Annotated in this window: 20 protein-coding genes; 2 read left to right on the top strand and 18 right to left on the bottom strand. The window is 56.0% G+C overall.

All coding sequences use genetic code 11. The features are described from left to right. From AABO57_28520 to AABO57_28475, 10 genes are all read right to left on the bottom strand, one after another. A partial coding sequence (locus tag AABO57_28520) for a nitrilase-related carbon-nitrogen hydrolase (GenBank protein MEK6289679.1) occupies nucleotides 1–191 on the bottom strand: 191 nt, incomplete at its 3' end. Between the two features lie 63 nt (nucleotides 192–254). After that, complete coding sequence (locus tag AABO57_28515; protein MEK6289678.1) at nucleotides 255–407, bottom strand: type II toxin-antitoxin system HicA family toxin; 153 nt, start codon at nucleotides 405–407, stop codon at nucleotides 255–257. A 73-nt stretch (nucleotides 408–480) separates the two neighbouring features. Then, a complete protein-coding gene (locus AABO57_28510; protein ID MEK6289677.1) occupies nucleotides 481–696 on the bottom strand; it encodes a type II toxin-antitoxin system HicB family antitoxin in 216 nt (71 codons plus the stop codon). Between the two features lie 135 nt (nucleotides 697–831). Continuing rightward, nucleotides 832–1,092 carry a hypothetical protein gene (locus AABO57_28505; protein ID MEK6289676.1) on the bottom strand — a complete coding sequence of 87 codons (261 nt, stop codon included), beginning with the start codon at nucleotides 1,090–1,092 and terminating at the stop codon, nucleotides 832–834. A 77-nt stretch (nucleotides 1,093–1,169) separates the two neighbouring features. Then, nucleotides 1,170–1,970, bottom strand: a complete 801-nt coding sequence (locus AABO57_28500; protein MEK6289675.1) for a hypothetical protein — start codon at nucleotides 1,968–1,970, stop codon at nucleotides 1,170–1,172. Nucleotides 1,971–2,011: 41 nt separating this feature from the next. Further along, on the bottom strand, nucleotides 2,012–2,980 hold the full coding sequence (locus AABO57_28495; protein ID MEK6289674.1) for a pyridoxal-phosphate dependent enzyme: 969 nt from the start codon (nucleotides 2,978–2,980) through the stop codon (nucleotides 2,012–2,014). Between the two features lie 293 nt (nucleotides 2,981–3,273). After that, a complete protein-coding gene (locus tag AABO57_28490) occupies nucleotides 3,274–4,743 on the bottom strand; it encodes a hypothetical protein (GenBank protein ID MEK6289673.1) in 1,470 nt (489 codons plus the stop codon). Between the two features lie 169 nt (nucleotides 4,744–4,912). After that, a complete protein-coding gene (locus AABO57_28485) occupies nucleotides 4,913–5,374 on the bottom strand; it encodes a hypothetical protein (protein ID MEK6289672.1) in 462 nt (153 codons plus the stop codon). A 575-nt stretch (nucleotides 5,375–5,949) separates the two neighbouring features. Beyond that, nucleotides 5,950–7,713 (bottom strand): PQQ-binding-like beta-propeller repeat protein, encoded by a 1,764-nt coding sequence (locus AABO57_28480; GenBank protein ID MEK6289671.1) that lies wholly within the window; start codon nucleotides 7,711–7,713, stop codon nucleotides 5,950–5,952. Between the two features lie 65 nt (nucleotides 7,714–7,778). Then, nucleotides 7,779–8,015, bottom strand: a complete 237-nt coding sequence (locus AABO57_28475) for a hypothetical protein (protein MEK6289670.1) — start codon at nucleotides 8,013–8,015, stop codon at nucleotides 7,779–7,781. A gap of 554 nt (nucleotides 8,016–8,569) precedes the next feature. Here AABO57_28475 and AABO57_28470 point away from each other — a divergent pair. Next, complete coding sequence (locus tag AABO57_28470; protein MEK6289669.1) at nucleotides 8,570–10,342, top strand: radical SAM protein; 1,773 nt, start codon at nucleotides 8,570–8,572, stop codon at nucleotides 10,340–10,342. 253 nt (nucleotides 10,343–10,595) lie between these two features. Here AABO57_28470 and AABO57_28465 read toward each other — a convergent pair whose 3' ends face one another. From AABO57_28465 to AABO57_28430, 8 genes are all read right to left on the bottom strand, one after another. Continuing rightward, nucleotides 10,596–10,871 carry a type II toxin-antitoxin system HicB family antitoxin gene (locus AABO57_28465; GenBank protein MEK6289668.1) on the bottom strand — a complete coding sequence of 92 codons (276 nt, stop codon included), beginning with the start codon at nucleotides 10,869–10,871 and terminating at the stop codon, nucleotides 10,596–10,598. Between the two features lie 7 nt (nucleotides 10,872–10,878). After that, nucleotides 10,879–11,193 (bottom strand): HigA family addiction module antitoxin, encoded by a 315-nt coding sequence (locus AABO57_28460; protein ID MEK6289667.1) that lies wholly within the window; start codon nucleotides 11,191–11,193, stop codon nucleotides 10,879–10,881. A gap of 13 nt (nucleotides 11,194–11,206) precedes the next feature. Continuing rightward, complete coding sequence (locus AABO57_28455; GenBank protein ID MEK6289666.1) at nucleotides 11,207–11,488, bottom strand: type II toxin-antitoxin system RelE/ParE family toxin; 282 nt, start codon at nucleotides 11,486–11,488, stop codon at nucleotides 11,207–11,209. Between the two features lie 160 nt (nucleotides 11,489–11,648). Beyond that, on the bottom strand, nucleotides 11,649–12,401 hold the full coding sequence (locus tag AABO57_28450) for a DUF1793 domain-containing protein (protein MEK6289665.1): 753 nt from the start codon (nucleotides 12,399–12,401) through the stop codon (nucleotides 11,649–11,651). 29 nt (nucleotides 12,402–12,430) lie between these two features. Further along, entirely contained in the window at nucleotides 12,431–13,369 is a 939-nt protein-coding gene (locus tag AABO57_28445) for a DUF4965 domain-containing protein (protein MEK6289664.1), read from the bottom strand. Nucleotides 13,370–13,469: 100 nt separating this feature from the next. Further along, nucleotides 13,470–13,793, bottom strand: a complete 324-nt coding sequence (locus AABO57_28440; GenBank protein ID MEK6289663.1) for a helix-turn-helix transcriptional regulator — start codon at nucleotides 13,791–13,793, stop codon at nucleotides 13,470–13,472. Nucleotides 13,794–13,883: 90 nt separating this feature from the next. Further along, nucleotides 13,884–14,150: a BrnA antitoxin family protein gene (locus tag AABO57_28435; GenBank protein MEK6289662.1), complete on the bottom strand. Its 267-nt coding sequence runs from the start codon at nucleotides 14,148–14,150 to the stop codon at nucleotides 13,884–13,886. Between the two features lie 16 nt (nucleotides 14,151–14,166). Next, the gene (locus AABO57_28430) at nucleotides 14,167–14,436 is read right to left on the bottom strand and encodes a BrnT family toxin (GenBank protein MEK6289661.1); all 270 of its coding nucleotides are present in this window, start codon (nucleotides 14,434–14,436) and stop codon (nucleotides 14,167–14,169) included. A gap of 174 nt (nucleotides 14,437–14,610) precedes the next feature. On the opposite strand from AABO57_28430, the gene AABO57_28425 reads away from it, so the two are divergent. Beyond that, nucleotides 14,611–16,365 (top strand): hypothetical protein, encoded by a 1,755-nt coding sequence (locus AABO57_28425; protein MEK6289660.1) that lies wholly within the window; start codon nucleotides 14,611–14,613, stop codon nucleotides 16,363–16,365. The last annotated feature ends 313 nt before the right edge of the window (nucleotides 16,366–16,678 follow it).

Genomic DNA, 16,678 nt, shown 5'->3' with positions numbered 1-16,678 from the left:
GCCCGTTCCTGCTGCGTCTGATCAAAGGGCAATACTTCAAAATCCTGTCCCCGCAAACCTGGAAGATAGGCTTCCGGGAAACACACGATCTCCGCGCCTTGAGCCGAAGCTTCAGATATGAGCCGCTTGATTTTGTCTAAGCCCTCGTCAATGGTTGAGGCGACACAAGGCGACGCCAGGGCAATGATCATGGATGACCTCCGATGAGAATGGATTTTACTGAAGGTAGTTTGAGTGTCCAACAAGGAAACCAATCACAACAGGTTGAGAAACTCATCTACTGTCAAACCTGCGTTTCGGATCAAGGCTCGTAACGTGCCCACCGATAGCTCTTTATGTTGAGGTATTGAAAGGTTCACTCGCACGCTGGGCTTTACCATTACCACATGGCTCCCTACTTGACCAATCGTTTGCTAGCCTGCTTTCTGAAAGGCTCTGACCGCTTCCTTCCCTGAAATGTTGCCGAGTTTCCCCATGCTGTTAAACGGCTACGACAATAGGAGTCTGGCCCTGTTGATTTGAGAGGGCAGATAAAGCTTTCTGATCTTCAGCCCATAGCCAGGCGGTAATAGCTTCCTTTATGTTTTCTATTGCTTCCCTTTCGTCTTTTCCCTGAGAAACACAGCCTGGGAGCGCTGGACATTCTGCAACAATCCATCCGTCTTCAGCTTTTTCTAATGTTACATGGAAAATCATATTTTTCTCTCCAAGCCGATAGTGCCTGCTCTCCTTAGATTGACCAATAGTTCAACCGAGCCTGCGAGGCCCGGTGCGCGGAAAGTGCGAGGGGGACGAGGACAAGTAGTCGCTTCATAGCGCGTGCTCTCCGGATCAGGAGCGGTGATGATCTTCATAGGCCATCTGGAAAGCGCGCAGCGTGCGGGCTTTTCTAGCGGCTAGCCTCTTCTCTCTTTTTTCCTTTGATTCGGGATTGATGCGCACCGGACCAGGATGAGACTCTTCGCCGTATCGAGTGTCGGCAATCAAATCCTGCCGGTCACCAGTCAGAGTAACGGCCAGCCCTCCCGATCCATTGGCTCGCGGCCGTGCCTTGCGCGTCTTGGCTGGTGTCTTATTAGCATCTCTCGTCATTACTTGAACCTTGTCGGGGAATGATCCGCCGCCAGCTTAACACATGCTGTCTTTCTACTTCCAATTCAGCGGTTAGTTCAGCGGCTAATTGAAGTCAATAATGCGAGTCGGGCGCAGTGACTATGATTCATTCCGAAGGGGTCTGAGGTAAGAGATAGGCTTCCGAAACACACGATCTCCGCGCCTTGGGCCGAAGCTTCGGACAGAGTTGTGCCTATCAAAAATATTGTATAGTAGATAACCATGCGTGAATCCTTCTTCTTACCTATTAAACTCATAATCTCTTCCCAAGCAGAAAATACATATTGAGTAATTTCAGTTGATGCTTTCCCTATCTCTATGCTCCTTTCATATGAGACCTTACTTAGCTCAGGAACTGGCACATCCTCTGGAGTATATTCTTGGCCGTTCAATATCTCGCGAATCACAATGTTTATGGCTTCAAGCTTCTTTTTAGACTCTTGAAGGCTGGGAGAGTCATCAAGTTGTAGTTCTTTGCTTGTTTGATCAAGACTAGAAGTGATTCCGCCCAAATGAAACACGCTATTATTCAGTAGCTCTAGCCAGTGCTTACGATACTCTGGAAATGACCAAGCATTTTCATAACTATAATTGTCGTCATTAATATGGGCTAGATTAGGTCGTAGCACAGCTAGTCTTGTAAGGGCTGATTGAAATCTACCGTTTGCAGTAATCTGAATAAGATGGTAATTCTGAGTTATCTGTTCAATTGATCGATTCAACTTTTGGTCAGCCTCGTTCCATTTATCAATTGAGTAGGTATGGAGCAACCATCCGCCAAGTAATAGGAATAGACCAAAGCTCTCAAAAAGCTTGGCGTTACTCAAGACCCAGTCATACTTATTCTTTATCTTCATGATGATTATTCCGACCTAACTTACAAGGTTCTTTGCGTCGCTTACTCGCCGATAATCTCGCAGAATTTCTTCAGATCTACATTGCCACCAGAGACGATCGCGACGATCGGCCCCTGGCCGGCTTTTCCAGTCAATGCCGCGGCCACCGCCAGAGCGCCGGCCCCTTCCGCAATGACGCGCGACTTCTCCGCGATCAGCCGCATCGCCTTCTTCGTCTCGTCCAGGCTCACCACAATGTAGCCGTCCACCACTGGCGTCATCCGCTCCCACATGCGTGGGAAGAGGCTCTGACCGCCGGCACCGTCCACAAACGACGGCTTCCAGTCCTTGAACACTTGCGGAGATCCCATCGCAAACGAAAGCGCGGCGGGCGCGGCCGTCTCTGGCTCAGCGCCCCAAACCTTGATCCCCGGGTTGAGCGCCTTGAGCGCGCTGCCAACACCGGTGATGAGCCCGCCGCCCCCAATCGCGGCAATGACGGCAGCGGTATCAGGGGCGTCTTCAAAAATCTCGAGACCCATCGTCGCGTGCCCAGTAATGAAATTATGATCGTCGAACGGGTGCACGAACGTCCCTTCCACTCCGGGAAACGAACGCTCCTCGAGAGCCTTCCAAGCAACATCCCATGGCACCGGGATGAGGCTTGCGCCGAGCGCCCGCATTCGTTCGATCTTCGATTCCGGCGCTGTCTCGATCACCACGACGGTGCATGGCACGCCCGCCTGGCGCGCCGCATACGCGACGCCCTGTCCCGCATTTCCCGCGCTGATAGTCCACACGCCCCGCTTGCGCTCTGACTCGGACAGCAGCGCCACCGCGTTGGCGGCGCCCCGCAACTTGTAGGCGTTGATCGCCTGCAAATTCTCCAGCTTGAGGCGGATGTCGGGGAAGTCCGGCCCAAGTTCGAGGCGCACCAACGGCGTGCGCAAGACGGTCCCTGCTATTCGCTTACGCGCTTCCCGTACATCGGCCAGCTCTATCGGGCGCACAGCTTCGAGTCTTATGGGCATTGTTAGTTTCTTTCCACGGAATGAGTTCGCCCCGCTTCATTGCGGCCCGGTTCCAGAATGAGGCGAGGGATGCAGTCGATCGGAATTTCAATCAGCGAAGCAGGAGAATAGGCGGTTCGGGCGTGCGGGTCAACGGTCGGCCGCGCGCGCCACTTCTAGGGCTGCCGCTCCGCGGCTCACGAATGGCTTAGGGTCGAGTCTCTTGAGATTCGCGGAGACTGAGCCGCGACCAGGTTCGAAATGTCAACAAACTCAAGTCTTGCACCTTCCAACGGCTCTATCTGTATCCCGGTTTACTTCGGCACCGGCGGCACGGTCCACGGACTGGATGCACCGCCGTTCTGCGCCATCCATTTGATCGCGGTGATGCTCGGAATGAAGCAGTACAAACCGCCTTTTGTGGTCACGAAGCGTGAAAGGCCGTCCACAACAACCGGCGCGCTCGACTCCCAGTAAGTGAAGGTGCTCCCGTCCGGTACGTTTCCCAGGAGAGGATCAATCCCGGCTTGGGCCGCCAGTCCCGGGAACGTCGCGCTGTTGACCCACTGAGACATGAGGAACTCGAACTGATTGGATAGCATTGCACACATGAAGTGACCGGCCAGCCCGCGCTTCTGGCCATCGTCCGCGCCGGTGTAGTGAGGCCCATACGCATCGGCTCTGCGCATGATCCTGTGGTCCACCTTGTCGCCGACCGGGACTACCAGCGGGCCTCCCCGCGAGTTGGTGCGTCTGGTGTGCGCGGAATACGGACAGGGCTCCCCGACGTTGTCGGCGCCATAGTCGAAATCCATCATTTCGTCGTCCGGCAATCTGGGGCCGGGCGTGTCCGGACGAAGAACCACCGGATTTCCGTTGCGCCATCTTCCGCACAACTTACTTGCGAGAAACTCCTGCGCAGCTTCGTCCCTGCCGTCGGCGCCAAGATAAGCTTCAAACGCCTGAACGTTCTGCTCGAGGATGCGAAAAGCGCTGAAGGTTCCGTTCTGTCCAAACTGCAAAGGAGCGGGCAGGTTGTAGCTAGTCATCTCGCCGTCGCGGGTGACGAATTGCCATGCCGCAACATACGGAAGCTGGTTGGGACGCAATGGGGGCAAGTCGACCGCGTCGATGATGGGATTGGAGATACCGTCGGTGTAACCGAAGTGAATCTTACGATACGTCTCTCCTGTCACGGGGTCTACGAAAATGTAAGGGTCAACATCCCACTCCAGGACGTCGCTGCCTGGCGCACCCACCGGTGGGATGACTTGAGCAAACATCGCCCGGAGTTGCCCGGCGTACAACTCACGATCTTCGGCGGTGTTCGTGTACAGCGATAGGAGCACGTGGGCCAGATTCGCGTTCGCTGTGTTGAGCTTGGTCACCCAGTTCGCCGGGTCGTTGGGTCCGGTGTCGCCGACTGTTTTGGCGGCGCCAACCGCGCCGGTAAGAAACGAACTGAAGTTCCCGGGATTGATGCTCACACTCGAGGGGAGCTTGAGCGCTTCAAGCCCTCGCGCGGTCAGTCCGATATTGAGTGCATACTCCGGCTTCGCGCCGGCGGGCCATCGTTCCGCGCTGGTGACCGACAGCGCGCCCGAACCCGAGGTCAGGGCATCGAGGAAGTCCAATGCGGCCCCGACCTGGCCGATAGTGAGAACAAAGTGACGGCTCGTGGGCATGTTGTACCCGTGCACGATGAATCCCTGAATGTCCGGGAGGTCCTCCGGGTGAAGCTTGAGCGGATCGGCGGGAGTCGTATCAAAGCTGGGTTGGGACATGGCATCTCCCTCGTTCTGTGATGGGTTTGTTGACAAGATCAACGCGAGCGTCTCGAGCGCGCTGCGGGTCCAGTTTGACGTTCCCGCAGCGTGCTCCGCGAGAAACTGCCGCCGCCATCGCGTTCTTTTCAGATCGCGACACTATTGACGACCGTTTCTCTGATGTACTTTAGCTGGTCGGGTGCAGGATGTTCTGCACGGTCAGACCGGGATAGGCGCTGTACCACTGGCCCCACGAATTGGCCGGATTCGTGTTGTCGTACTTTTGCACGAACGCGGCAAACGCGGCAGCATTCTTGGTCACCGGCACCAGTCCGGGCGCGGCCGGATCATCGACCGTCATCAGGAAGCTGTTGAAGAACGCGGCGACCGAGGGCTGGTCGACGAAAGCCTGAATATACGCGGCAAAGTCACCGTCGTAGGTGGTGATAACAGCCGCGAGGTTCGACGGCACGCCGGAAGGATTGTTGGGTTGAAAAACAAAGATGCGTGCGAAGTGCACAGTTCCCACAGCGTCGAGACCGGAGCCGTCGATTGGAGTGTCGATTAGCTGCTGCCGCAGCGCATCTACGGCGGCAGCCTTTATGGGAATGAGCGCGGTCAATGGACTCTGGACAGGTGTAGTAGCCATATGATCTCTCCTCTTTTTCAAAGATTGTTGCTGAGACTTGTCTTATGCCTCGACGACGTTTGCGCGCCCGCCGAGGCTACGTCGAAGCTAACTCTGTGTTCAGAAACGCTTGGATACAATATCACATTGCCGACGAGTTGACACTGTGAATATGCATACGCTTTGGATTGAGGCGTCTTGAAGGCGGCAGCGATCACCCGACTGCGAGCTAACGACCGCGCATCAGAGGCGGCGGTCAACGCCGCCAGCCGGTTGCGTTGTTAGACCGCGTGCCCGGCCGGCTCACCGCTGGGGCCGCTCCAGCGAGGTCTTCAGCTTCTCGAAGGACTTGAGGGTGTCGTTGATCCGGTCCTTCTTCACGAACGGGGCGCGGAAGAACCGCTCCACGGTGGCGTTGAACAACGCCGGGTAGTCGAACGGAATGTCGAGCGGAAATGATGTGCGTCGCGTTCGGGAACGTGGTCAACTGTGGCTGTTGGGAATGTGGTGACTATGCATTGGGGCCCCCACACGTCAGAGGCTAACTCCTCGCAGGCCGCCGCAACCAGTTCCTTCCCCACCGCCCGAACCCTCACTCAGTGCTTACGTCCGACTGCGAACAGGCTCGCCGATGAGCGCACGTACATCACGCCATCCGACAAGGCCGGGGTAGCCATCAGCATCTCTCCCATCGAGTTCGTTGCGATGTGAGCGAATTTCTGGCCGGCCGCGATGACAAGCATCTCCCCGTCTTCATTCGAGAGGTAGAGCTTACCGTCGGATGCTACCGGCGATGCGCTGAAGCCGCTGCCGACCACCGGCAGTCTCTGACGATAGACTTCCTCGCCGGTCCGCAGATTGTACGCGTCGAACAGACCGTTGTTGGCGAGCACATAAAGAATGCCGTCATAGATTAGCGGAGTCGGCATGTATGACCCGCGACCCGTGCGGCTCCACGCGATCGCCTCACTATTCGACTTGCCCTCAGGCAACGTAAGTTCCCCGCGAGCGCCCGCCTTCACCACAAAAATCGGACGTTCGGGACCCCGGCCACTGACGACTGCAAACATGTCGTCGGAAAAGATCGGCGTCGGCGCTGTGATCTTCGAACTGCCCCCGAGCCGCCACAACTCCTTCCCCGTGCGAGGGTCATAACCCCGGATGTAGTTGGACGCGTTCGCAACCAGTATCGGCCCCGCCGATGTCATCGCAACAGTCGGCGTGCCCCACGACGGAATCTCTTCGCGCTCGGTCTTCCACACCGTTTTACCGGTGTCAGCGTCGAGGGCCAAGATGAATGAATCATTCTGGGTGTCGCACTGTAGAATGACGAGATTGTTCCAGATGATCGGCGAACTGGCGGGGCCCCATTCATAGGTCGGAATGTCGTAGGCGCCCAGATCGAGGCGGCCCATCTCTACCTTCCAGAGAAAGCGCCCGCTGACATCGTACGCATAGACACCTTGCGACCCGAACCACGCCACGACTATGCGTCCGTCGGTTGCGGGGGTCGAGTTGGCGTAGGTCGATTTGATGTGGCGCTGCTCGAGAGGTACGCCCTGGTGAGCGACACGTTCCCAGAGGACCTTGCCCGTCCGTTTGTCGAGCGCATAAATAATCCATCGATGCTGCGAGCGATCTTTTGATGCATCGCCGTCGCCATACAGACCGGGGCGGAAGGTCGCCTTCGGGTCGCTGCTGGAAGCGCTTGTTACGAAGATTCGGCTTCCCCAGACGACGGGGCTGGAATGAGCGAGCCCGGGAATCGGCGTGCGCCACAGAATATTTTCGCCCGTCTTGGCGTCCCACCGATCAGGGAGATTCTGCCGCTCAGCTATACCTGAGGCCTGCTGTCCGCGGAACGAGGGCCAACTCCCCGTCGGTGTGTTCGGCGTATTCGGGTTTGGGCGCGAAGGCGCGCGCGCGCCGGCTGTTCTAACGATGCGCCGCGCGACCTTGGTCTTCACCTCACCTTGAGGCGCCCAGGTGCTTCGGTCGATGATCATCCTTCGCACCATGCACTCATCCGATATGAGGTCGAAGCTGACGTGGCTACCGTCCAAGCGAATGCGATATCGTCCGGGTCCGTCACAACCTTTTGGTCCGCCGGTCGTTGACAGCTCAATCTCATCACCCTTGTTTTTCCAGTTGCCCGTCAGTCGGGGCCAGCCGGTGCCCTCAAGCGTGAATGTGCCGCCGGAATCGAACTTTACGACAAACGCCCCAAACTTCATTGAGTAAGATGGGACCTGCACATCCGTCTGCTGGCTGGCGCCCGCCGGTCGTGAGGCGCCGGCAGCCACAATTCCAACGGCGACCAACATCGCGAGCCCGAGTCTTTTGCAATCTATTTTTCTCATCAGCATCCTTCGCTTAACCTAAAACCACTGAAGCGCGGTTTAGGACTACCTCATTAAGTTCTATCTCACTTGCGCATCCATTCGGGATGTTTCTTCGGATCGAATCTCACCTTGCCATCCTTGTCCATGGACCAGGGGTTACTATATTCCCGCAGGTGTGGCAGTACCTCCTGCTGAGGACTAACCTGAAGCGCTTGTTTACTGACACGTCGAAATCGGCGGTTGTAGAGTCTCTTGTCCTTCTTCTCACTCCTCGCTGTAGTCATTCCGTGTACAAGAGTTTTTTTTTTCGATCTGCTCATAATCATTAGCACCTCCGCTAATGAAATGGCTTGTCGCTGTTCCTCCCGTATGCTTTTAATTTGTTGCTCATTTCTTCTGCAATCTAGCGTTCATGCTTATACGGTGTTTTCGGTTCGTCTTCAACTGGTCGCGCGACATTCGTGATAATGCCGGTTGCGGTAAGAGTCTAACGACCGCGCATCCGGTCAACGCCGTCGGCTGCAAGCCCATCAGCGTGCATTGTCAGATCGCGTGCCCGGCTGCCTGCTCACCGGATGCGCCGCTCGAGCAGGCTGCTGAAAGAGTCGATGAGACACAAGTATTCAGGTGCAATCCCGCCAACGCAGTTGGTGGATCGTTCATACTCGACCTACGAGAGGGACTGCCGCACCGGTCCCAAATCCCACCAACGCACGTTGGTGGTATTATCGGTTCGACTGCAGTAGCTCTTCCCCGAAAAACCAAAGAAAGAATCTGGCGCTTGCGGAAAGTATTGCTGTATTATCCTTGCGTTTTTGATGAATCACACTGGAGAGGACTCTCCCTTCACTTCTCGCGGCGGAACGGGTGCAATGTGATTAAACGTAATCGAACGCAACAGAAGCGCTTCTCTCTTGTGCTTATCAAGCCGTCGCACTATGACGATGACGGCTACGTGATTCAGTGGATTCGATCTGCGATGCCCTCGAATTCATTGGCGGTGTTGTATGGGTTGGCGCTGGAGTGCGCCGAACAGAAGGTGCTCGGCGATGACGTTGAACTCACAATTCATGCTTTCGATGAAACGAATACGCGCATCCGTCCTGAACGCATCGCGTCGCTCGTAGAAAACTCAGACGCAGGGATGGTCATGCTGGTTGGTGTTCAGTCGAATCAGTTTCCGCGTGCGCTTGATATTGCGGCCCCTTTGCGGAAGCGCGGAATCCCCCTCGCCATCGGCGGCTTTCACGTCTCCGGCACTATTGCCATGTTGAACGAGGAAGACACGGACCTTCGCCGGGCCAGAGATTTGGGAATCTCGCTGTTCGCAGGCGAGGCTGAAGGCCGTCTCCCAGACGTGCTGCGCGACGCCTGGGCCGGGAAGCTTGACCCGCTCTACAATTTCATGAATGATTTGCCGGGCCTCGAAGGGGCAGCCATACCGATGCTGCCTGCCCAGCGAGTTAAGCGCACGGCAGGCGCGAATACGACCTTCGATGCGGGCCGTGGCTGCCCGTATCAATGCTCGTTCTGCACTATCATCAACGTGCAGGGAAAAAAATCGCGCCGCCGTTCACCCGATGACATAGAGCGCATCGTGCGGGCAAACCTCGCGCAGGGAATCCACTCGTTCTTCATCACCGATGACAACTTCGTTCGCAATAAAGACTGGGAGGCGATTCTGGATCGCCTTATCTACCTGCGTGAGATCGAAGGGCTGCGTATCAAGTTCACCATCCAGGTGGATACATTGTGTCACCGGCTACCTAACTTCATTGAGAAAGCAACCCGCGCCGGCGTCAAACGCGTCTTCATCGGGCTTGAGAGTATCAACCCGGACACTCTCATCGGCGCCAAGAAGCAACAAAATAAAATCACCGAGTACCGCAAGATGCTGCTTGCGTGGAAGCAAGCGGGAGTGCTGACCTGCTGCGGCTACATTCTCGGATTTCCGAATGACACGCTGGAGTCAATTCAGCACGACATCCGCGTCATCCAGAAAGAGCTGCCGGTCGATCTCCTCGAATTCTTCTGTCTGACGCCGCTGCCAGGCTCAGAGGATCATCGCAAGTTGCGCGATGCTGGAGTATGGATGGACCCGGACATGAACAAGTACGATGTCACTCACATCACGACGGGGCACCCGCGCATGTCGCGTGAGGAATGGGAGATGGCCTACCAGTTAGCCTGGGAAACCTACTACTCAACAGAGCATATTGAAACGGTGCTCAAGCGAGCGATGGCAACCGGAGCCAGCCCTGGCAAAGCGCTGTTCTATATGGCGTGGTTCAGGGGCTGCGTCGGGATTGAGAGTGTGCATCCCCTCGAAGGCGGATTACTACGTCTTAAGTTCCGGCGTGATCGCAGGTCAAGTCTGCCGATTGAATCCGCTTGGCTGTTCTATCCGAAATACATAATAGAAACGGTTCGGAAGCAGGTCCGTTGGCTCTCGCTTTATACGCAGCTACATCTCATGTATCGCAAGATCAAAACCGATCCGCGGCGCTACGAGTACATGGACCTCTCGCTGACACCGCCGACGGATGACGAGATGGAGACTAGAGAGTTGTTCCAATCCGAGGTCGCGCAAGCTTATGTGGGGCGTCTGCGGCGACTCGAGAGAATTCGTCGAGGCGAAGCGGCATAACGATCAGGTTAGAACGATCAGGTTAGACGCTTACATCAACAGTTTGCATCCAGTACCCAGACGTTTCGACAATAGAAGGGCCGCCCTCCATCGTGCAAGGCTTAATCATCTGCGCATAATAATTAGCTCTTCACTAAAGAAATGGCTTGTCGCTGTTACTCGCCGCGCTCCGTCACCATTTCCTGTTCACGTGTGCAAGCTCGTCTTGCCACTGGTTTCCTCGTTTCACGATGGCGCCATGGCGATGATAGAATCACCGGCGCTTGGTGGCGCAATCATCATTCAGCAATTCAAGAGTATCAAAACAGACCGGCTGAGCAGGAGGAGTAGACGCGGGTTTCTCGGGGCGAACACCTTGCTCCTTGCAATCGCGCAGGAACTCTGAAATGGCGGTTTCGAATTCGGAGCGCAACTCGGCCACCGTTTCGCCGTGAAAGCCAATCATGGTGTGCAACCCAAGAACGCGGCCTACAAAGATGTTGTCGCGCTCGTCGAACTCGATTCTTGCGGTGTATCCCCTGTGACTCATGGTGTTCTTATGCGACGTTCAATGGCTTGATTCGCTCAATATTCCTTTTGGCGGATCGAGTGGCTTTCCAAAGGTCCAGCGCGCGCTGGGCATTGAGCCAGAATTCGGGCGAATTGCCGAATAACCGCGAGAGGCGGAGGGCCATCCCCGGGCTGACCGCCCGGCGCTCGCGAAGCAACTCGTTGATTGTCTGGCGAGAGACCCCGAGTGCTTCAGCAAGGGCGGACGCCGTCAGCCCGAAGTCCGGCAGGAAATCCTCACGAAGCATCTCGCCCGGATGCGTTGGACGAACCTGCCTCTGTCCAGTGTTCACAATGCTCATGTCACACCTCGTCTCAGTGGTAGTCTGTCAGTTCCACGTCGTAAGCATCGCCGTCGACGAACCGAAAGCAGATGCGCCACTGATCGTTGACCGCAATAGAATGTTGGCCCTTCCGCTCCCGTGTAAGCTCATGAAGCCGGTTGCTGGGAGGAACCTTCAAGTCGCCCAAGTGCGTCGCGAGGTCAAGATATTCGAGCTTGCGCGTTGCCCGCTTCGCGATCTCGCGAGGAAACCGTCGCGACTCGCCAGTTGCATACAACTGCTGCGTATGGCGGTCTGCGAACGTCTTGATCACTCGTCAACTTTGATCTGTCACGTTATACGTGTCAAGCCGAGAGGCATCAGTGTGGCATAGCGACGTTGCATAGCGACCGCGCAGGAATATCGGCTGAAGCGATCTCTTTCAACCAGAGACTCAGCAATGCTTAGATTTTCCTTTGTTCTTTGGAGCCATTCTATCGCTGACGCGCCCACTTCTTCCACACGCCCTCATCGTACAGCAACTTCAAGAACACGCCACCCACGACCGACCGCGCCTGAAAGCCTGTCTTCGTCGCGTCGTGCGTCCAGTACCAGTCCGTCATCGGAACCCGGTGCGGCGTCGCGTTCAGAAAATCAAAGACCGGCGCGATCAGCGCCTCGAAGTCCGCGCGCGATCCCGTGAGCGTCGCCGTCCACGTGATCCAGTCGAGCTTCGTATACAGCCGCCGATTGTCGAGCGCGAGTCCATAGCGGCCCTGCACTCGGCGATAGAAGGCCATTTCTTTCCGCGCGACGGCGGCGGGGAACAGGTTGAGACCGAGCACCCGATCCCAGACGAGGTTGTACTTCTGGCTCCACGTGTCCGGCTGATCGAAGGCGAGCCGGAAATGATCGCCGGCATCGGCCTCCGTCGCCCAACGCTTGGCGAACTGCTCGGCCAGCGTCCGGTACGATACGGCGAGCGCTTTGTCGCCGCGCATGCCGCTCAACTGCGCGAAGGCGCCGAGCGCGATGATGGCCTTCGCCGAGAGATTGACGTTGTGAGCGAGATGACCCGCGAAGTCGTCGGTGGACAGTTGATTCTCAGGATCGAAGCCCTTGTCGCGCAGGTACTCGGCCCACTTCGTCAGCACCGGCCAGTAGCGGCCGGCGAAGTCGGCGTTGCCTTCCATCTTCGCGATCGCGCCGACGAGGATGAGCATGTTGCCGGTTTCCTCGACCGGCATCTGGTTGTCTTCGGTCCGCTCGCCGCCGCCTAGACCTGGCCGGCCGCGTGCGGATAGGTGCCGAGGTCGTGCGGCGCGAACGGGAACTTCCAACGCAGTCCACTCGCGTAGTCGAGATTGGACACGACCAACGCCTTCGCCAGCACCGGGCCGAAGAGCAGGAATTGCGGCGCCATCGGGTAGATGACGTCGACGGTTGCGATGCAGCCGTTGCTGAAGTTCTCCTTCGGAAAAAGGAGGGCGTATCCATTGGTGTCGGCGACGAGCTTGGTGGCCGCGAGCGTCTGCCGATACGCGAGCATCGCGATCGCGGCATACTTCGCGCCGCCGGCCCGCTCGAGATCGCGTTGGAGATCCGCGTCAAACGCCCGCGTCTTGACTTCGAGGGCGTCGCGATCGCGCGCGGCCGTGCGGAGCGTCGTCTCCATCGTCGCGCCGTTGCGGCGCCAGTAGGCGGCGAGGTCGTTCGAGAAGTAGCGAATCGACTTGATGTCATCGTAGGCGAGCATCGCGTAGCGAGTCGCGCCCTGAGGTCCCACTGCGCCGAGGTCCCACGCCGCAGCCATCGTGTGCCGGCCCGCTGACACGGGCGCAGGCGCGATCGAATCGCCCGCGGCTGGACCGCCCGCTTGCCCCGCGGCTGAACCCGCGGCTGGAATTGTCCCGCTACTCGTGAACTCGCGGCGCAGTCGTCCGCCGTTGCCGCCAGCCACGATCGCGCCTCCGGCACCGCGCAGTCGTCCGCCCGTGTCGCCGGCCACGATCGCGCCGGTGCCGCTGCGCAATTGTCCGCCTGTGTCGCCGGCGGCGACTGTGCCGCCGCTCGCGCCGATGGAGTTGACGCCCGCCGGCGCGGCGAGATAGCCATAGCCCCAATCGATGCGCACGTCATCGCCGCGCCGCGCGAGCACCGGCTGTTCCGTCGTGCCGACGCGGGCGACCGCCAAGCCGTCTACCTTCGGATGCACGCCGCCTTCTTGCCAGAAGATTCGAGTCGGGATCGTCGCTCTTGAACGGCTTGACGCCTTCGACCTGACGAAGCCGCCACCGCCCGTCGCATCCCTTCATTTATGCCGTTGCCTCGTGCGCCACTGTTTCACCGCGCCGCACTCTGACTCTCACTTCCACACGCGACCCGAGCCGGTTGATGATCGACATGAGGCGATCGACTGTGAACCGCCCGAGGTCGGCATTGCGAATGCGCGAGAAGTCGGCCGCCGCAATCCCGGTGCGGCTGTGCGCTGCGCGCACGCTCAGACCGTCCCGGTCAAGCGCCTTGATGATTTCAGCGGCCAGGATGGCCTTGAACTGTTGGGCATCTGCATTCTCACGCCCGAGGTCGCGAAAAACATTTCCGCTGCCCCGCACTACTTTCAGCTTTTCGCTCTTCATCGCAACATCTCCTTCAATCTCTGCGAACGAAACCAAAGCGGCGTCGCGGAGTACCTTGCCGCCGCACTCCAAACGGGTTCGACCGTACTTTCACGCGCTACGGGAATGACGTGCCACGTACTGACGAAGCACACGATCCATGCGCGATTGCCAACCTTCACCGGTGGACCTGAAGTAGGCAACGACCTCGGGGCTGTAGCGTACTGACACGAGCAGCTTCTTGTTTTCAGATTTTGGCCGACCACGTAGCGACCGCAGGGGAACCATTGCCTTCAACTGCTTTGGTGTGAGCGGCAGTGCGTCAGGGTCACTTCTGGCTGCCGCAGTAATGACTTTGTCCTCTGCCGCGCTCGGCATGAGAACAGTAGGTCGCTTAGAAACTTTCGACATAGTGCTTTACCTCACGACGATTGGCGCGGCGCAGGCTGATTACCCTTCGCACTTCGCCACGGTCTACAAACGCCACGTAGTACAGGATCTCGGTTTTCGGAGCGAGGGCAATCATTCGCATCTCGTTGTACTCAAACCGATCATCAACCCACACCAGCGCGGCTTCCCAATCGAGTTCGCCAGCTATGGACAAGGACACGCCGTGCTTTGTTTTATTTGCCGCGTCCTTGGTTGGGTCGAACTCGATTCGCATGCTTTACTGTAGCTACAACAAAGGGGCTTGTCAAAACGGACTGTGCGGGTGCGCTTATATGTAAAATGCACTGACGATTGTGTTGGTATCGAAAACAAACCGCAAGCTACTCTACTCTAGTCTAGGTGGCTATGTTTTCAGTCAAGAGTATAATCCTGAATGGAGATTTAATAGATGGCAGAGCGGGTCCAAACAGAGAACGGTGTTTTGAAAACTGGAAAAATGATGAAAGCGTCCAAAATCATTTTAGGTTTCTTCGCCGCCCATATCATTTGCTTATGCGTCCCGCAAACGGTTTTTAGCCAGACGGAAAGGTTGGGCATTGTTCAATACACACCGCCGAAAGGCTGGAATAAAACACCGAAGGATAACGTGGTGGCATTTAGCAACCTCAACCAAACCACGGGTGGCTTTTGCATTATTACGGTTTATGGCGCGACACTGGGCGCAGGTAATCCGCAAAATGATTTTACCAAGGAGTGGAATAACCTGGTTGTCAAACCTCTACAGGCAGAAGCAAATCCAAAAACGGCAACGCAATTGGCTGACGGCTGGACAGTCATCGCTGGCGGGGCAACCGTAGAATTCCAAGGCAGCAAATCTCTTGCCTTCCTGACGGTTTTCAGCGGCTTCGGAAAAATCGTCAGCGTTCTTGGAGTCCTGAACGACCAGTCATCTGTGACGCAATTAGATACTTTTATCTCTAGCATAAAACTGGATAAAAGCGCGCCGACCACAAATTCACCCGCCAATCAAAACAACCAGCCAGGAAAGTTTGGCTCCATGTCGTCGTACACCACGCCTGGCGGATGGAACGAACAGAAATTTCAAGATGGCGTGGTATTCAAACCATCTGACTTGCCCGCCAATGAACATTTAGCGATGCAGATCATGCCCCCGCTAAATTTCTCAGGCACGTTAGAACAGGCTCTGGCGCAAAGCTACGATGAAGCCGCCACTATGTACAAAGCGACCAAAATGTATCAATCAGGCGGAAATTATGGAAAGAACGCCGCCCAAAAATCATTTAACGGATGGGAATACATCCGGGGTAAAGGCGGTGTTCAGGTAGAAAACGGAACTGAACTTGGGCTTGAACTGTTTGTAGTTAAAATCAATAACCGTTTTGAACGGGTGGCTATTTTAGAATCAAGAAAGTACTGTGGCGGCGTGTCGAGATACTATGCATCCGACAGGATGAGTTACCGTAATGGCATTGAGAATCTCTTATTCTCTTTACAGTTTACCGATTTCAATGAGCCGGCCTTAAAAACAGGTTCAACCAAGGGAAGCGGCATTACCGGCGTATGGCAAGGTACTATTCAGTCAACGGGAGCAGCCGTTGGTTTAAATTTGCAAGTGTTTTCACCCATTTTCTTAACTAACGGGCAGGTATATTTCGGATCCAAATTTCCTACCGAGGGTTTGGATGGGTTGAATACCCGGATACCACCGGAGCTATACCCGCGGGATTGGGGAACCTATACGTTCAGTAACGGCAGAGGTGTTATGAAAATGCCTTACGGCGATATTCCATTGAGAATGGAAGGTGACAAACTCATCATCTCCAAAAATCAAAGGGATTGGTCATTTTACCAATTGGATTCCGTTGACGGCGCAACCTTCAATGGAACGTATGTTTTAAGGGAAGTGAATGGAAAAATTCCTACCATCACTTTTACTTCCGACGGAAGATTCTCCGACAACGGGGCGATGAAAGAGATGTATCACCAGCAGATTGTTTGCATAAACCCGGCAACCACACCAGGTTCCGGCACCTACGAAGTGAAAGATTATTCTATTCTCTTTACTTACTCGGACGGAAGAAAGATAAAACTTGCTTTCCTGGGAGTAGGTTATGCTAAGAGTAACCCCAGCCCCGCAACTTTGATGATGAGTTTTAATGAAGATAAGTTGATTAGGCAATGACCGGAGATTGTTGTCGAGGCGCCTTCCACTAACTAAACACCGAAGTTGCTACCTGAACATGCGCTGATAGGGGGTCTCAGAGGTTGCCATGCTTCCACCCCTTTCCATCGCTGTCGTCCTCTATTGTCATCACAACTTCACCTTCAAGCAACACCTTGATGCGTCACATCGCCAAAAGAGCCTCTTGCAAAAGTCGGCATTACGTAGGCTAGAGTCATTGTTGCTCATGCTAATGATTTGGACTGCGGCGGCAAAGGTACTCCGCGACGCCGCTTTTTCCCTGCGAATCGAAAACAAAAGCGGCGTCGCGGAG

Source organism: Acidobacteriota bacterium (assembly GCA_038040445.1).
Lineage (GTDB): Bacteria > Acidobacteriota > Blastocatellia > UBA7656 > UBA7656 > Onstottus_A > Onstottus_A frigus.
This window is presented reverse-complemented; position numbering and strand designations above follow the sequence as displayed.

What these genes read in the sequence shown, in the direction of transcription:
- AABO57_28480 (MEK6289671.1), bottom strand. Translation starts at nt 7,713, where the DNA reads ATGAGAAAAATAGATTGCAAAAGACTCGGGCTCGCGATGTTGGTCGCC.
- AABO57_28495 (MEK6289674.1), bottom strand. Translation starts at nt 2,980, where the DNA reads ATGCCCATAAGACTCGAAGCTGTGCGCCCGATAGAGCTGGCCGATGTA.
- AABO57_28485 (MEK6289672.1), bottom strand. Translation starts at nt 5,374, where the DNA reads ATGGCTACTACACCTGTCCAGAGTCCATTGACCGCGCTCATTCCCATA.
- AABO57_28475 (MEK6289670.1), bottom strand. Translation starts at nt 8,015, where the DNA reads ATGAGCAGATCGAAAAAAAAAACTCTTGTACACGGAATGACTACAGCG.
- AABO57_28465 (MEK6289668.1), bottom strand. Translation starts at nt 10,871, where the DNA reads ATGAGTCACAGGGGATACACCGCAAGAATCGAGTTCGACGAGCGCGAC.
- AABO57_28430 (MEK6289661.1), bottom strand. Translation starts at nt 14,436, where the DNA reads ATGCGAATCGAGTTCGACCCAACCAAGGACGCGGCAAATAAAACAAAG.
- AABO57_28425 (MEK6289660.1), top strand. Translation starts at nt 14,611, where the DNA reads ATGGCAGAGCGGGTCCAAACAGAGAACGGTGTTTTGAAAACTGGAAAA.
- AABO57_28505 (MEK6289676.1), bottom strand. Translation starts at nt 1,092, where the DNA reads ATGACGAGAGATGCTAATAAGACACCAGCCAAGACGCGCAAGGCACGG.
- AABO57_28510 (MEK6289677.1), bottom strand. Translation starts at nt 696, where the DNA reads ATGATTTTCCATGTAACATTAGAAAAAGCTGAAGACGGATGGATTGTT.
- AABO57_28500 (MEK6289675.1), bottom strand. Translation starts at nt 1,970, where the DNA reads ATGAAGATAAAGAATAAGTATGACTGGGTCTTGAGTAACGCCAAGCTT.
- AABO57_28460 (MEK6289667.1), bottom strand. Translation starts at nt 11,193, where the DNA reads ATGAGCATTGTGAACACTGGACAGAGGCAGGTTCGTCCAACGCATCCG.
- AABO57_28450 (MEK6289665.1), bottom strand. Translation starts at nt 12,401, where the DNA reads ATGCCGGTCGAGGAAACCGGCAACATGCTCATCCTCGTCGGCGCGATC.
- AABO57_28490 (MEK6289673.1), bottom strand. Translation starts at nt 4,743, where the DNA reads ATGTCCCAACCCAGCTTTGATACGACTCCCGCCGATCCGCTCAAGCTT.
- AABO57_28435 (MEK6289662.1), bottom strand. Translation starts at nt 14,150, where the DNA reads ATGCCGAGCGCGGCAGAGGACAAAGTCATTACTGCGGCAGCCAGAAGT.
- AABO57_28440 (MEK6289663.1), bottom strand. Translation starts at nt 13,793, where the DNA reads ATGAAGAGCGAAAAGCTGAAAGTAGTGCGGGGCAGCGGAAATGTTTTT.